This is a genomic window from Stenotrophomonas sp. YJH_SMC_91 (genome assembly GCF_059368495.1).
The window spans coordinates 81,213-95,028 of sequence record NZ_JCAFRT010000009.1; the positions used below are offsets into that span (position 1 = coordinate 81,213).

Here is a 13,816-nt window from a genome sequence, read left to right on the forward strand (position 1 = left end):
TGGTAGAGGCCGGCCTTGGTCGGCACCGCTCCATTACCCCTTCACGCACAGCACCTGCCGCAGCGTGTGCACCACGTCGACCAGGTCCAGTTGCGCAGCCATCACATCGTCGATCGACTTGTACGCGGCCGGTGACTCGTCCAGAACGCCACTGTCCTTGCGGCATTCCACGTGCGCGGTGGCCTCGCGGTGCTGGGCCAGCGTGATCTGCTGGCGCGCCGTGCCACGGCTCATCACCCGGCCGGCGCCGTGGCTGCAGCTGTGGAAGCTGTCCGCGTTGCCCTTGCCGCGCACGATATAGCTGCGCGTGCCCATGCTGCCGGGAATGATGCCCAGCTCGCGCTCACGCGCGCTGACCGCGCCCTTGCGCGTCACCAGCAGTTCCTGGCCGTTGTGCGTCTCCTTCTGTACGTAGTTGTGGTGGCAGTTCACCGCCATCGCCGCCAGCTGGAACTTCGGCAGCCGGTGGCGCATCTCGGCCAGCACGCGCGACATCATCGCCTCGCGGTTCTGCCGGGCGTAGTCCTGCGCCCACGACACCGCTTCGACGTAGTCATCGAACAGCGGCTCGCCTTCCATGAAGAACGCCAGGTCCTTGTCCGGCAGGTGGAAGCCCAGCACGCGCCGGGCCAGTTCCTCGCGCGCCTTCTCGATGAAGTAGGTGCCGATCAGGTTGCCGGTACTGCGTGAGCCGCTGTGCAACATCACCCACACCGTGTCCGTCTCGTCCAGGCACAGTTCGATGAAGTGGTTGCCGCCACCCAGCGTGCCCAGCTGGCGGTCGAGCTTGTCGGTGCGGATGCGGCGGTGCTTGTCCTTGATCTTCTCCAGGCCGGCGGCCAGCCCGGACTGCACCAGCCGGGTGTGGATGCTGTCGGGCATGCGGTGATGTTCGCCGCCGCGCCCATTGCCGACCGGGATGCTGCGCTCGATGCTGTTGCGCAGCTGCCGCAGGTCATCGGGCAGGTCGTTGGCGCGCAGCGTGGTACGCACCGCCGCCATGCCGCAGCCGATGTCGACGCCGACCGCGGCCGGGATGATCGCCCCGCGGGTCGGGATCACCGAGCCTACGGTCGCGCCCTTGCCCAGGTGCACGTCCGGCATCACGGCCACCCACGGCCCGACGAACGGGATCGCAGCGATGTTGCGCAGCTGCTCATGCGCCTGCGCTTCCAGCGGCACACCGTTGACCCAGCCCTTGATCGGCGTGGTGCCCTCGGCATGCAGCCATTGATAGTTCTGTTGAGTGTCCATGTCTTCTTTAATGTCCTTGATGGGCCGGCGGCGCGTCCCTGCGCCACCGCTACCCCCTACCTGATCGTCACCAGCTGCTTCAGCACGCCATCCAGGCCGCCGAACACGGTGAGCGTGTCGATCTTCTCGGTGACCTTCTCCAGTGCCTCCAGCTCCTTCAAGCGCATCAGCACCGGGTTGTCCTCGATCAGCTTTGCGGTGTTGAGCTGCGAACGCGTGGCGTTGGCCTCCTCGCGGCGACGGATCACGCTGGCCTGGGCCTGCTTTTCGGCCAGCACCACGCCGTTGAGGATCTCCTTCATCTCGCCCGGCAGGATCACGTCCTTGATGCCGACGCCGAGCAAGCGCACGCCGTGGCCTTCGATCGCCGCCTGCACATGCGCAGCGATCTCGCCGTCCAGTGCCGCCTTGTCACCCAGCAGCTCGTCCAAGCTGCGCGCGGCAATTGCCTGGCGCAGGCCGAACTGCAGCTGCCGGTAGACGAAATCATCGGCATTGCTGAGCGTGCGGTGCGCACGCACCGGGTCGACCACCTGCACGGTCGCGGCCAGGTTCACCCGCAGGGTCACCTTGTCGCGGCTGAGCAGTTCCTGGCCGGACACGTCCAGTGAACGTGCACGCAGTTCCACACGCTCCACCGACACGTTGCCGTTGAAGTTCCAGAACGCGTGCAGGCCGGCGTCCAGCGTCTGCCGCAGCGTGCCATCGATGAACAGCAGGCCGACCGACTCGCTCGGCACCGTGCTGATCACCGCCACACGCGGCAGCACGCCCAATTGACCCAGCCGCTGCTGCACGTCGGCCGGAATGCGCGGCTCGTCACCCAACGCCATTACCTGAACCTGGGTATCGACCGAACCGCGCCAGTACAGACGGCGGCTGCCCGGCGGCAGCACTTCATCGATGCGGCCGTTGCGCAGCAACAGGCCGACCTCGCTGGCGCCGACGTTGGCCAGCACGAAGTGCGTGTCCAGCTGTGCGCCCAGCGCTTCGATCAGGCTGTCCTGGTCGCTGCCGGTGTAGGCCGCGCCCTTCGATGCAGTGTGGATGTCCACGTGCGGCCGGCCGCCGAACGGCGACAGGCGGTGCACGCCCGGCAGCAGGATCTGCTGGAAACGACGGTTGCGATACACCAGGCCGCGCTCGCCGTCGCCGATCACGACCTTGATGGTCCAGAACATGGGAGTCTCTCCTTGTATGGCTCTGGTGGTTCGACCCGTTGCGGATGAATCGCCATGACCCGGGTCGATCCGGTCGTGGCGAGGCTGCCTGCACATCACGTGCAGGCAGCGGAAGAGGGCGGCCATCGGCGGACGGTCCGCGCGCGGAGCCTTCGATGCGCCGGCAGTGCTGCCATCGTCGTTCCCGGCAGGCAGCACCGGTGCGGAACGTGGCTGGCAGTGGCGGCGGGCCGGGGCCCGGCGTGAGGTCCGTTGCCTTCCACGTTCCTGCCCGAAGGCGATGTCGGTGGACGGCGACGATGGCCGCTGGGGCTTGCGCCCCGGGTGTTGCTTCAAGTCATGACGTGACAGGTCATGTGGTTTGGAGTGGGAATCGAACCCACGACAGACGGATTACGGATCCGTTGCTCTGACCAAGCTGAGCTATCCAGTTGGGGACCGCGCGGAATCGAACCGCGTACCGGCGAACCGGTGCCTGCCTCCAGCAGGCGATCCAGGCGATGGCATGTCCGCGACCTCCGGCATACGCCACGGCAACGCCGCGCGCACCAGCCCGTGGTTGAAACGGGACCGTTGGATAATCGAGGGTGCAGGCCACCGACATTATCGGCGAGCGATAATGTTCTGATGCGATGCAGATAATGTCCAGGCGCTGCCAGTCGCGCGAAGTAAATCCTTCGGCGGGGCGGGAAAAGCCTGGGTCAGTGAGCGGCGGGTCGCCGCGCGGGGTGCAGTTCTGGCATCGCGGGTCCTTGTGTCGACGCAAACGAAAACGCCCCCGGGACTTGCGTTCCGAGGGCGTCGTCAGGCCTCGGAGATCGGGGTGGCCGATCTCCGCAGGGCGGGTATCAGGCCGTTGTCAGCTGGTCTTCCTTGCCGAACGCGCGCGCCGGCCCGTCCATGCGCAGGCATGGCAGCAGTTTGGCGATGGCGACGGAATGCGCGTTCAAGGGAAGTTTCCAGTGGTTGTTGAAACGAGGTGCGCACGATAAACCACGATTTAGTCGTGCGCAACCATTTTGTTCAATTATTTTCTGCGGTATGTGTGCAATGCCGGCCAGCGGCCGGCACTACCGGCCCTCACGCTTCCGCGCTGGCGGCATCCAGCTGCGCGACATCGTGCACGCTCAGCGACACGTTGGCCGCCGCCAGCAGATCGTGCAGCTGCTCGACGCTGGTGGCGCTGACGATCGGCGCGGTGATCGACGGCCGTGCGATCTGCCATGCCAGCGCGATCTGCGCGGCACTGGCGTTGTGCTTGCTGGCCACGTCATCCAGTGCCTGCAGGATGCGCAGGCCACGCGGATTCAGATAGCGCTTCACCACGTTCTCGCCACGCGCCGGGCTCTTGGCCGCATCGGCCGGCGTGCGGTACTTGCCGCTGAGGAAGCCACTGGCCAGCGCGTAGTAGCCGATCACGCCGATCTGTTCGCGCTGCACCAGCGGTTCCAGTTCCTTTTCGTAGCCGGCGCGGTCATACAGGTTGTACTCCGGCTGCAGGGTTTCGTAACGCGGCAGCTTGTAGTCGGTGGACACCTTCAGCGCATCGGCCAGGCGCGTGGCGCTGTAGTTGGAAGCACCGATCGCACGCACCTTGCCAGCTTCGATCAACCGGCCGAATGCAGCCAGGGTCGCTTCCAGCGGCGTCGACTCGTCATCCTCGTGGGCCTGGTACAGATCGATCACGTCGGTCTGCAGGCGGCGCAGCGAATCCTCGACCGCCGCATTGATGTTGTCCGGGGTCAGGCCGGGGCGTTCGGCCCACTTGGCCACCTTGGTCGCCAGCACCACCTTGTCGCGCTTGCCGCTGCGGGCAAACCACTTGCCGATCAGCGTCTCCGATTCGCCGCCGGCATTGCCCGGCACCCAGGCCGAATACACATCGGCGGTGTCGACCAGGTTGAAGCCGGCGTCGACGAAGGCATCGAGCAGGGCGAAGCTGGCCTTCTCATCGGCGCTCCAGCCGAACACGTTGCCACCGAAGGCGAGCGGACGTACATGCAGGCCGGAACGGCCCAGTTCGCGGGTTGCCGTCATGGGCACGGACTCCTTGGGGGAAGTGCTCCAGAATAAAACGCGTAGTGTGACCGTGCTGCGGCGGCGACCACAAAACAGTGTTCCGCGATACGCACGCAGCTAACGTTTTGTGAACACCTGGGACGCCGCGGCTGCTAGTCTCGCCGCATCTTCCGCTGGAGTCGCTCCGATGATGCCTGCTTCGTCCCTGCGTGGTTGCCGCCTGCTGCTTGCTTCGGCCCTGTTTGCCGCTGTTCCCGCGTTCGCCGCACCGGCCACGGTGGCGCCGGCGAAGATCCAGGTGTCGCCGGCCATCGACGCGGCGGTGAAGGCACCCACCCGTGATGCCAACAACGTCAAGCGCGACGGCTTCCGCCACCCGGCGCAGACGCTGTCGTTCTTCAAAGTGACGCCGGAAAAGACCGTCATCGAGATCACCCCCGGCAACGGCTGGTACTCGGAGATCCTGGCGCCGCTGCTGCACGACAAGGGCCACTACGTTGCTGCGGTGGTCGATCCGATGGCGGTGCCCGAAGGCCGCGGCCGTGACTACCAGCAGCGCAGCCGCGACAGCCTGGAAAAGAAGTACGCCGCTGCACCGGCACAGTTCGGCAAGACTGCCGTGGTGGCCTACGATCCGGCCAAGCCGGTGTTCGGCCCGGACGGTTCAGCCGATGTGGTGCTGACCTTCCGCAACGTGCACAACTGGCGCAAGGCCGGCCAGGCGCAGGGCATGTTCCAGGGCTTCTTCAACGTGCTCAAGCCGGGCGGCGTGCTGGGCGTGGTCGAGCACCGCGCCAAGGCGGACGTGGCCGACGACGATGACACCGGCTATGTCGGCCAGCAGCAGGTGATCGCGATGGCCGAGGCCGCCGGCTTCAGGTTGGACGCGCGCAGCGAGGTCAACGCCAACCCGCGTGACACCAAGGACCACCCGAACGGCGTGTGGACGCTGCCGCCGACCAACCAGCACGACAAGGCCGACGATGCGAAGTACCAGGCGATCGGCGAAAGCGACCGCATGACCCTGCGCTTCATCAAGCCGTAAAGCGGGGCGCCGGGCCGTGCCTGGTGAGCGCGCAGCGCGGTGTTGGGCGGAATGGGTAGCGGCCGAGCAATGCCCGGCGCTGCCACCAATGGAGTGTGCTGTTGAAGAAAGTGCTGTACTTCGCCTTCGCATTGATGGCGCTGCCGCGGTTGTACGACTTCGTGTTCCATGCGGGTCACGTGCATGATCTCGTGGCGGCGGCAGGTTTTGCGGTGCTGCTCGTGGGCTGCCTGTGGGACGAACGTGCGCGCAGGGCCTGCCCACCGGTAGCGCGGCTACGGTATCGCGCCAACGCTGCCGCCACGTGCGGCGCCGTGGTGGTGCTCGTTGCGCTGTTGATGGAAAGGAAGGTCTTCGGCTGAGTGGTGATCGCGGCGGCGATGCGGGAATGGGACAATGCCCCACCCGCCGACTGCCGTGCCCGCAATGCTGATCGCCTTCAACAAGCCCTTCAACGTGCTCTGCCAGTTCACCGACCGCAGCGTGCCGGCGCGGCCGACGCTGGCCGGGTTCGGCCTGCCGCCGCGCGTGTATGCCGCGGGCCGCCTGGACCATGACAGCGAGGGGCTGCTGCTGCTGACTGACAACGGCACGCTGGCGCACAAGCTCACCGATCCCAGGCACAAGGCCGACAAGACCTACTGGGTGCAGGTGGAAGGCACGCCCAGCGATGAGCAGCTGCAACAGCTGCGCGACGGCGTCGAGCTGAACGACGGGCCGACCTTGCCGGCGAAGATCGAGCGCCTCGATCCGGCGCCGTCGCTGTGGACACGCGATCCGCCGGTGCGCTTCCGCAAGACCGTGCCCGATGCCTGGCTGGCGATCACGATCCGCGAGGGCCGCAACCGCCAGGTGCGGCGCATGACCGCGGCAGTGAACCTGCCAACGCTGCGGCTGGTGCGGGTGGCAATGGGGCCCTACCGGCTGGACGACCTGCAGCCGGGGCAGTGGCGGCAGATCGGTTGAAACAGAAAGGGCCGGATACCTCGCGGCATCCGGCCCCGGCTCGGGGTCAGATCCCTTCCGCAGGAAGGGCTCTGACCCGGTTGGTCACACTCAGGCGTCGCTGCCGATATCGCTGTGCTCGTCCACCACGGTGTCGTTGCGGCGGTCGCGTGCGTTGATGCGCTGCGCCTGCCCATTCACCACGTGGCCATTGGCAGCCTTCTTCTTCTGCTGCTTGCGGTACAGCGCATAGCCGAGCAGGCCGACGCCGACGGCAGCCGCGGCAATGGTCACGGCCGGGTTGCGGCGGGCGAACTTGGTGGCGACCTTGCCGCCGGTCTTCACTGCGCCGAGGGCGGCGCCGGTCTTGATCCAGTCCGCGTTGCGCAGGCTGCCACCGGCGCTCTTCAGGCCATCGCCGGCGGTGTGGGCCAGCTCCAGGGCGCGCTCCAGAGCGCGGTCGGTGATTACGGTCAGCTTGCTCATGCGGGGGTCCTTTGCCTCGGGTCGAAGTCCAGTGTCGCGTGTTGCCCGTAAACGGTATGTCAGTCGGGGACGCAGGCGGTGTGACTTTAGCGTAGCCATTCAGGATCAGGCAGGGTGGGTCGGATCCCTTTCCGTTGGGAAACGGCTCTGACCCCAGCGCCACGCCTGGGGTCAGAGCCCATCGCGATGCAATGGGATCCGACCCCGCCCTTCAGGTTCCGCGCGGCTTGGCCCGGTGCGTGGCCGTCGCCGTCCACGGATCATCCGGCCATGGGTGGCGCGGGTAACGGCCCTTCATCTCCTTTTTCACTTCGGCGTAGGTGCTTTCCCAGAAGTTGCGCAGGTCCTGGGTGACCTGCAGCGGGCGGCCACCGGGGGAAAGCAGGTGCAGGGTCAGCGGCACGCGGCCATCGGCGATGCGCGGCGTGTCGGCCAGGCCGAACAGTTCCTGCAGCTTCACCGCCAGCACCGGCGGCAGCGGATCGCCGCTCTCGCTGTCCAGCGCATAGGTGATCGGCCGCTCCAGTCCGGACGGCACGGTGATGCGGGTCGGTGCGTGGCGTTCGACCAGCTGCCGTTGTGACCACTCCAGTGGCGATTTCAGCGCTTCGCCAAAGCTGGATTCGTCCAGCGCATCCAGTCGCGTCTTGCCGGCGAACGCGGGCTGCAGCCACTGCGCACGGTTGGCCAGCAGGGCGTCGTCGCTGCAGTCGGGCAGGCCGAGCTCGGGCATCCAGCGGCGCAGCGATTCCACCCGTGCCTGCCACTGGCGCAGGCCTTCGGTCCACGGCAGCGCCTGCAGGCCGAGCTCGGCCACCGCATCGGTCAGTGCCTGCGCGGCGTGCTGCGGATCGACCCGGCCGGCCGAGCGGCTGTCCAACACGATCCGGTCGAAACGGGTCTCGCGCAGGGCCACCAGGGCGCGGCGCTCGCTGTCCCAGCGCACCACGTCTTCGGTGACGAAGCGCTCCGGCCACGCCCTGCGCAGCTGGCCTTCGTCCACCGGTGCGGCACGCAGCAGCAGCGCATCGCGTGCCTCAAAGCGAAGCTCGCTGGCCACCAGCCACGGTTCGCCACGCAGGTCGCTCAGCTCGTGCAGGCGCGCGCTGCGCCCATTGGCCAGCAGGTAACGCAGTGGATCGCTGGGATGCTGGAAGCCGATCCGATCAGGGAAGGCGTGAGCGAGCAGGTCGCCCAGCTCATGGGCCTCGATGCTGGCCGGCGGCGTGGCTTCGCAGCGCAGGCGGCGACGCCACTGCTTGGCGGCGGCATCGATGGCGGCCAGCCCGCTGCGGTTGGCATCGCCCGGTGTGCGGCCATTGCGGAACGCGGCCAGTGCGCGCCAGCGGCTCGCCAGCGCGTCACCGCCCTGGCGCAGCGGATCGCGCGCTTCCAGCAGCGCGGCCAGATCGGCCGCCAGCGCCTGCGAACGTGTATCGGGCGCGGCCAGCAGCATCGCCGCCATCCGTGGGTGCGTACCCAGCGCCAGTACGCGGCGGCCGAGTGCGGTGATCGCACCACTGCTGGACAATGCGCCCAACCGCTGCAGCAGTTCGCGGGCGGCGCCCATCGGGCCGGCAGGTGGCGGATCGAGGAAGCGCAGGTCGCTGCTGCCCCAGGCGGCCAGTTCCAGTGCCAGTCCGGCCAGTTCCACCTGGTCGATCTCGGCGCGGCGCTGCGGCTCCAATCGCTGCGACTGCGGCCACAGCCGCCAGGCCACGCCTTCGGCCACGCGACCGGCGCGACCGGCGCGCTGGTCGGCCGACGCCTGGGCGATGGACACCACGTCCAGCCGGGTGAAGCCGCTGTTGGGGTCGTAGCGCGGTTCGCGTGCCTGGCCGCTGTCGATCACCACGCGCACGCCGGGCAGGGTCACCGACGACTCGGCCACGTTGGTGGCCAGCACCACGCGGCGGCGGCCATCGCTGGCGGCCTGCAGCACGCGCGCCTGCTGTTCCACCGGCAGCTCACCATGCAGGGCCAGTACTTCGACGCCGGCATCCAGCGATTCCTGCAGGCCAGCCTGCACCCGCGCGATCTCGCGCTGGCCGGGCAGGAACACCAGCAGGTCACCGGGGTGATCGGCCAGGGCCTGCTGCACCGCGCGGCGCACCTGCAGTTCCAGCGTCTCATCGCGGCGCGCCGGGAAATGGCTGACCGTCACCGGGTAGCTGCGGCCCTCGCTGCTCAGCCGCGGCGCATCGAGGAAGCGTGCCAGGCGCTCGCCATCCAGCGTGGCCGACATCACTACCAGTCGCAGGTCATCGCGCAGCTGCGCCTGCACGTCCAGCGCCAGCGCCAGGCCGAGGTCACCGCTGAGATGGCGCTCGTGGAATTCGTCGAACAGGATCGCACCGACTTCTTCCAGCATCGGGTCGTCCTGCAGCATGCGGGTCAGGATGCCTTCGGTGACGACTTCAATGCGGGTGCGTGCCGAGACCTTGTTCTCGAAGCGGATGCGGTAGCCGACCGTGCCGCCGACCTCTTCGCCCAGCTGCCGTGCCATGAACAGCGCGGCGCTGCGTGCGGCGACCCGGCGCGGCTCCAGCAGGATGATTTTCCGGCCTTGCAGCCATGGTGCTTCGAGCAGGGCCAGTGGTACCTGGGTGGTCTTGCCGGCGCCGGGCGGGGCTTCCAGCACCAGCCGTGGCTGCACGGCCAGGTGCTGCTGGATCTGCGGCAGCAGCGGGGAAATCGGGAAGAGCGGGGCATTCATGGACAAAGGATAAGGGGCCATGGCGGCCGCAGGTACAATGCGCGGGCACTTTTCCCCCGCGATGACCATGCACCTGATCGATATCGGCGCCAACCTGACCCACGACTCCTTCGACCGCGACCGCGATGCCGTGCTGGACCGCGCACGGCAGGCCGGCGTGGTGCAGATGGTCATCACCGGTGCCAGCCGCGAGCACTCGCCGCTGGCCGTGCAGCTGGCGCAGCAGCACCCGGGCTTCCTGTATGCCACCGCCGGCGTGCACCCGCATCATGCGGTGGAGTACACCGAGGAATGTGATGCCGAGATGCGCGCGCTGCATGATCACCCGGAAGTGGTGGCGGTGGGTGAGTGCGGGCTGGACTACTTCCGTGACTTCTCGCCGCGCCCGGCGCAGCACCGTGCCTTCGAGCGCCAGTTGCAGCTGGCCGCGGACAATGGCAAGCCGCTGTTCCTGCACCAGCGCGACGCGCATGCCGATTTCATGGCACAGATGAAGAACTTCGAAGGTCGCATAGGCCCGGCGGTGGTGCATTGCTTCACCGGCGAACGCGACGAGCTGTTCGACTACCTGGACCAGGACTGGTACATCGGCATCACCGGCTGGCTGTGCGACGAGCGCCGTGGCGCGCACCTGCGCGAACTGGTGAAGAACATCCCGGCCAACCGCCTGATGATCGAGACCGATGCGCCCTACCTGCTGCCACGCACGCTGAAGCCGATGCCGAAGGACCGCCGCAACGAACCGATGTTCCTCTCGCACATCGTGGAAGAACTGGCGCGTGACCGTGGCGAGGACGTTGCAGTGACGGCGGCCAATGCGACTGCGGCGACGCGTGCGTTCTTCCGCCTGCCCGACGCGGGTTGATGGGAGTGCCGGTCGCTGGCCGGCAATCAACCGTGGTGCCGGCCAGCGGCCGGCACTACCGGAGCAGGTCGCGCAGGCCCTCACGGTAGCTGGGGAAGCGCGGCTGCCACGCCAGCGCTTCACGCGTGCCACGACTGTCGATGCGCTTGTTGCTCTCGTAGAAGCGGCGTAGCGTCGGGCTGAGTGCAGGGTCGTCCCAGGCCACGGCAGGTGGCATCGCAAACCCGCCCAGCTTCGCGGCGAAGGCCAGCACATCCTGCGGTGGTGCCGGCTCGTCATCGCTGGGCAGGTATATCCCCTGCGCAACCGGTCGCTGCATCGCCGCGACGATCACTGCCGCAAGATCCTCTACGTGCAGGCGGTTGAACGCCAGGCCCGGCCGAATCACATGGCGGGCACGGCCCTGTGACAGCTGCAGCAACGCATTGCGCCCCGGCCCGTACAGGCCGGGCAGGCGGAACACCGCCGAAGCGATGCCACGTTCCTCTGCAAGCGCACGCCATTGCGCTTCGGCACGTAGGCGCTGCACGCCGGCTGCTTCGGTGGCATCGGCTGCGCTGTGCTCGTCAACCCAGCCGCCGGCCCGATCGGCATACACCGACGTGGACGACAGATAGCCCACCCAGCGCAGTGCCGGGCTGGCCCGCAGAGCCGGCAGCAGCAGGCGCAGTGCCGGGTCGCCCGCAGCATCTGGCGGCACGCTGCACAGCACGGCCTCGGCCTGCGCGACCTCATCGAGCAGGGCGGGCGACGGTGGAGTGTCAGCGTGCAGCTGATGCCGCAGCAGGCCATCGTCCGGCGCCGACGAGGGGTCACGCACCGTGCCGACGACGTGCACTCCCCGTGCCTGCAGCTGCGTGGCCAGCACGCATCCGCTCCAGCCCATACCGAGGATCAGCACCCGCGTAGGCAGCGCGCTGGCCCGCAACGGGAGGCTCACGCGCCGCGCAGTGCCTGGTAGGCCTGCAGGCTGCTGTAGGCGACCTGCAGCAACAGGGCTTCCTGATCGGCCTTGCGTGCACGCGCCAGCATGTCGCCGACGATCTGCTCGGCCTCGACCTGCTGGCCAGCCTCCAGGTCCCGCAACATCGATGCCTTCAATGCAGAGCCGGCCTGGGTGAGGGTGCCGCGCGCGGTGTCCTGCGCGGCATCGGGAATCGGCTCACCGGCAGCTTCGGCCACGGCCAGGCATTCGTCGTACAGGCCGCGCACGATCGCCTCGCCATCATCGGTGGCGACGATGGTGCCGATATCCGCACGCAGCAGGCAGGTCGCGGCGGCCAGCGCGGTCAGGAAGGTGTACTTGATCCACTGTTCCTGGCCGATGTGTTCGCTGGCCAGGTGATCAAGATGGGCCTGCGCGCAGGCGGCGGCGAAGGCACGTACGCGTGCGGACGCCGCGCCGCCATCGCGTTCGCCGAAGGTGAGCTTGGCCGGCTTGCCCAGATGCAGCACGGCGCCATCAGGTGCCTTGGTGGCGCTGATGAAGCACAGGCCGCCCAGCACCGCCTCGCGGCCGAAGCGCAGGTCCAGCGCGTTGTAGTGGTGCAGGCCGTTGAGGATCGGCAGCACGGTGGTGTTCGCGCCCACGGCTGGAGCAATGGCGTCGATCGAGCTGTCGAGGTCGTAGGCCTTGCAGCTGAGGATGACCAGATCGAACGGCTTCTGCGCGGCCAATGCGGGCAGCGCATCGGCGGTGACGTGCTGCACCGGGAAGCTGGCATCGCCGAGCGGGCTGCGGATGACCAGGCCATCGCGGTCCAGCTGTGCGGCGCGCGCGGGGCGCACGAGGAAGGTCACGTCCACGCCGGCCTGGGCCAGGCGACCACCGAAGTAACCGCCGGTACCGCCGGCGCCGAGGATCAGGATGCGCATTGCACGTTCACCGCTTTCTGGGGAATCAGATCTGCGATTGTGCCGGAGATTGCGGCCAACGGCGGAGCCCCTCGTGGTGGTTCGCGCAGTTGGTTTCATGAGCTGGGTCGTGTGCGATGGGTTCGCGGGGGACGCCGTGAACCCCGCTCCGCGGTCCGGCCCAGCCGCTGGCGGCTGTGCGTTCGGGCGCTTGCGAAGCAATGCTTCGCAAGCAAAGCGCCCTCACCCCTGGGGGCTTAGCCGCGCCATCCAAGGCGCGGATACCCCCGCGAGCCCATCGCACACGACCCCTGACAGTTTCCGGGTGCGGCCACCACGGAAAACAGATCAGGAGCGGAGGCGGGTCGCTCGCTGCGCTCGCTCGTGTAGAGCGGTGCTCAGGGCAGTTGTTCGCTGAAGTCTTCGGTGTAGCCCAACAGCAGTGTGGCGCGGGTGGCCAGGGTTGCAGCCAGTTTTGACCACGTGTCGTGCGGTCCGGCCGCGTAGACGCGCTGCAGGTCCGCGACCAACGCATTTGCCTGTGCAGGCGACGGCGCGCTGTCGCGCTGGAAGCCGAGCCACGATGCGCCGAGCCCGAACAAGCGGTAGTCATGGTGTTCCTGCAGGTGCCGGATCAGGGCGTGATTCTGGAAGATGTCCCAGTCCGCGCTGAAGTAACCGTTGGGCAGGGCGGCAATCAGCAGGTCATCGCGGTCCACCGGCACCTGCTGTACGCAGACCACCTCGTCGACGATCAGGTCCGGCGTTGCATTGGCGGCGACCAGCGCCTCGACGTCCTCGTTGCTGCACATCAGCGTGCCCGCCAGCGCGCTCCATTCCAGCCGATGAGAGGAATGCTCGAGCTGCGCGACCACATGCGCCAGCAACCGCTCGCGTGCCGCCAATGCATCTTCGGGGGTTTCCGGATCTTCGTCCTCGTACAGCGCGATGCGCGCGTCGTCGGACGCATGCATGCTGGTGTAGCGGCATTGGCCGACATCATCGAGCGTGCACAGGTAGCGATACCGGGGATCAGCCGCGTGCCGCGAGGCCAGGTATTCCAGCACCTCATCCAGCGTGGGTGAATCGCCCAGCAACGCATGGCTGAAGGCATCGATGGGGCCGTCCACAACGGCCTTGTCCAATGGAATGGAAGTGATCTTCATCGCCACAGCCTAGCCGCAATTCCGAACGAAAAGATCCGGGCGTCGGCCTTGCCGTGAACGCTCCATCCACGCATGGCGTGGATCCATCGTGTCGACCAAGGTCGACACCCACCAACAGCAGCGGCAATCTGTCGAAGGCGGGGTGGGTCCGGTTGCGGGGGTGTCTGCGGCATGGATGCCGCGGCCAAGCCTCCATGGACGGATTCACGGCGTCGCCCGCAACCGGACCCACCCCGCCATCCCCGGCTAGTCAGCTTTTGCCGTTGAAGTTGACGTTGACGTTGA

Annotated in this window: 12 protein-coding genes and 1 tRNA gene; 4 read left to right on the forward strand and 9 right to left on the reverse strand. The window is 67.6% G+C overall.

Features of this window, described 5'->3' with window-relative positions; genetic code table 11:
- Window positions 1-33: 33 nt before the first annotated feature.
- The 4 genes from AC5P5X_RS12580 to AC5P5X_RS12595 all read right to left on the reverse strand — a co-directional run bounded on the left by AC5P5X_RS12580 (window position 34) and on the right by AC5P5X_RS12595 (window position 4,472).
- Window positions 34-1,254, reverse strand: a complete 1,221-nt coding sequence (locus AC5P5X_RS12580) for an RtcB family protein (protein WP_111118220.1) — start codon at window positions 1,252-1,254, stop codon at window positions 34-36.
- 56 nt (window positions 1,255-1,310) lie between these two features.
- Window positions 1,311-2,435 (reverse strand): slipin family protein, encoded by a 1,125-nt coding sequence (locus AC5P5X_RS12585; protein ID WP_495215991.1) that lies wholly within the window; start codon window positions 2,433-2,435, stop codon window positions 1,311-1,313.
- Window positions 2,436-2,792: 357 nt separating this feature from the next.
- Window positions 2,793-2,866: transfer RNA gene (locus AC5P5X_RS12590), tRNA-Thr, on the reverse strand.
- Between the two features lie 649 nt (window positions 2,867-3,515).
- The gene (locus tag AC5P5X_RS12595; RefSeq protein ID WP_049397671.1) at window positions 3,516-4,472 is read right to left on the reverse strand and encodes an aldo/keto reductase; all 957 of its coding nucleotides are present in this window, start codon (window positions 4,470-4,472) and stop codon (window positions 3,516-3,518) included.
- 169 nt (window positions 4,473-4,641) lie between these two features.
- On the opposite strand from AC5P5X_RS12595, the gene AC5P5X_RS12600 reads away from it, so the two are divergent.
- The 3 genes from AC5P5X_RS12600 to AC5P5X_RS12610 all read left to right on the forward strand — a co-directional run bounded on the left by AC5P5X_RS12600 (window position 4,642) and on the right by AC5P5X_RS12610 (window position 6,465).
- Complete coding sequence (locus AC5P5X_RS12600) at window positions 4,642-5,499, forward strand: class I SAM-dependent methyltransferase (RefSeq protein ID WP_111189047.1); 858 nt, start codon at window positions 4,642-4,644, stop codon at window positions 5,497-5,499.
- 95 nt (window positions 5,500-5,594) lie between these two features.
- The gene (locus tag AC5P5X_RS12605; protein ID WP_012481577.1) at window positions 5,595-5,861 is read left to right on the forward strand and encodes a hypothetical protein; all 267 of its coding nucleotides are present in this window, start codon (window positions 5,595-5,597) and stop codon (window positions 5,859-5,861) included.
- A gap of 64 nt (window positions 5,862-5,925) precedes the next feature.
- Window positions 5,926-6,465 (forward strand): pseudouridine synthase, encoded by a 540-nt coding sequence (locus AC5P5X_RS12610; protein ID WP_012481576.1) that lies wholly within the window; start codon window positions 5,926-5,928, stop codon window positions 6,463-6,465.
- Between the two features lie 90 nt (window positions 6,466-6,555).
- Here AC5P5X_RS12610 and AC5P5X_RS12615 read toward each other — a convergent pair whose 3' ends face one another.
- Together AC5P5X_RS12615 and hrpB are read right to left on the reverse strand one after the other, a co-directional pair.
- Window positions 6,556-6,930: a hypothetical protein gene (locus AC5P5X_RS12615; RefSeq protein WP_005411574.1), complete on the reverse strand. Its 375-nt coding sequence runs from the start codon at window positions 6,928-6,930 to the stop codon at window positions 6,556-6,558.
- Between the two features lie 211 nt (window positions 6,931-7,141).
- A complete protein-coding gene (hrpB, locus tag AC5P5X_RS12620) occupies window positions 7,142-9,646 on the reverse strand; it encodes an ATP-dependent helicase HrpB (protein WP_111189048.1) in 2,505 nt (834 codons plus the stop codon).
- Window positions 9,647-9,713: 67 nt separating this feature from the next.
- Here hrpB and AC5P5X_RS12625 point away from each other — a divergent pair, with 67 nt between their 5' ends.
- Window positions 9,714-10,511: a TatD family hydrolase gene (locus AC5P5X_RS12625; protein ID WP_043034484.1), complete on the forward strand. Its 798-nt coding sequence runs from the start codon at window positions 9,714-9,716 to the stop codon at window positions 10,509-10,511.
- 55 nt (window positions 10,512-10,566) lie between these two features.
- Here AC5P5X_RS12625 and AC5P5X_RS12630 read toward each other — a convergent pair whose 3' ends face one another.
- The 3 genes from AC5P5X_RS12630 to AC5P5X_RS12640 form a co-directional block, all read right to left on the reverse strand.
- On the reverse strand, window positions 10,567-11,451 hold the full coding sequence (locus AC5P5X_RS12630; protein WP_099485135.1) for an NAD-dependent epimerase/dehydratase family protein: 885 nt from the start codon (window positions 11,449-11,451) through the stop codon (window positions 10,567-10,569).
- Window positions 11,448-12,386 carry a 2-dehydropantoate 2-reductase gene (gene panE / locus AC5P5X_RS12635; RefSeq protein WP_043034471.1) on the reverse strand — a complete coding sequence of 313 codons (939 nt, stop codon included), beginning with the start codon at window positions 12,384-12,386 and terminating at the stop codon, window positions 11,448-11,450. Before panE ends, AC5P5X_RS12630 begins: the two co-directional genes overlap by 4 nt.
- Window positions 12,387-12,763: 377 nt before the next feature.
- Entirely contained in the window at window positions 12,764-13,531 is a 768-nt protein-coding gene (locus AC5P5X_RS12640) for a hypothetical protein (RefSeq protein ID WP_043034472.1), read from the reverse strand.
- Window positions 13,532-13,816: the final 285 nt, after the last annotated feature.

Coding starts and splice junctions, on each gene's coding strand:
- AC5P5X_RS12585 (WP_495215991.1), bottom strand. CDS start 2,435: ATGTTCTGGACCATCAAGGTCGTGATCGGCGACGGCGAGCGCGGCCTG.
- hrpB (WP_111189048.1), bottom strand. CDS start 9,646: ATGAATGCCCCGCTCTTCCCGATTTCCCCGCTGCTGCCGCAGATCCAG.
- AC5P5X_RS12580 (WP_111118220.1), bottom strand. CDS start 1,254: ATGGACACTCAACAGAACTATCAATGGCTGCATGCCGAGGGCACCACG.
- AC5P5X_RS12610 (WP_012481576.1), top strand. CDS start 5,926: ATGCTGATCGCCTTCAACAAGCCCTTCAACGTGCTCTGCCAGTTCACC.
- AC5P5X_RS12615 (WP_005411574.1), bottom strand. CDS start 6,930: ATGAGCAAGCTGACCGTAATCACCGACCGCGCTCTGGAGCGCGCCCTG.
- panE (WP_043034471.1), bottom strand. CDS start 12,386: ATGCGCATCCTGATCCTCGGCGCCGGCGGTACCGGCGGTTACTTCGGT.
- AC5P5X_RS12625 (WP_043034484.1), top strand. CDS start 9,714: ATGCACCTGATCGATATCGGCGCCAACCTGACCCACGACTCCTTCGAC.
- AC5P5X_RS12640 (WP_043034472.1), bottom strand. CDS start 13,531: ATGAAGATCACTTCCATTCCATTGGACAAGGCCGTTGTGGACGGCCCC.
- AC5P5X_RS12600 (WP_111189047.1), top strand. CDS start 4,642: ATGATGCCTGCTTCGTCCCTGCGTGGTTGCCGCCTGCTGCTTGCTTCG.
- AC5P5X_RS12595 (WP_049397671.1), bottom strand. CDS start 4,472: ATGACGGCAACCCGCGAACTGGGCCGTTCCGGCCTGCATGTACGTCCG.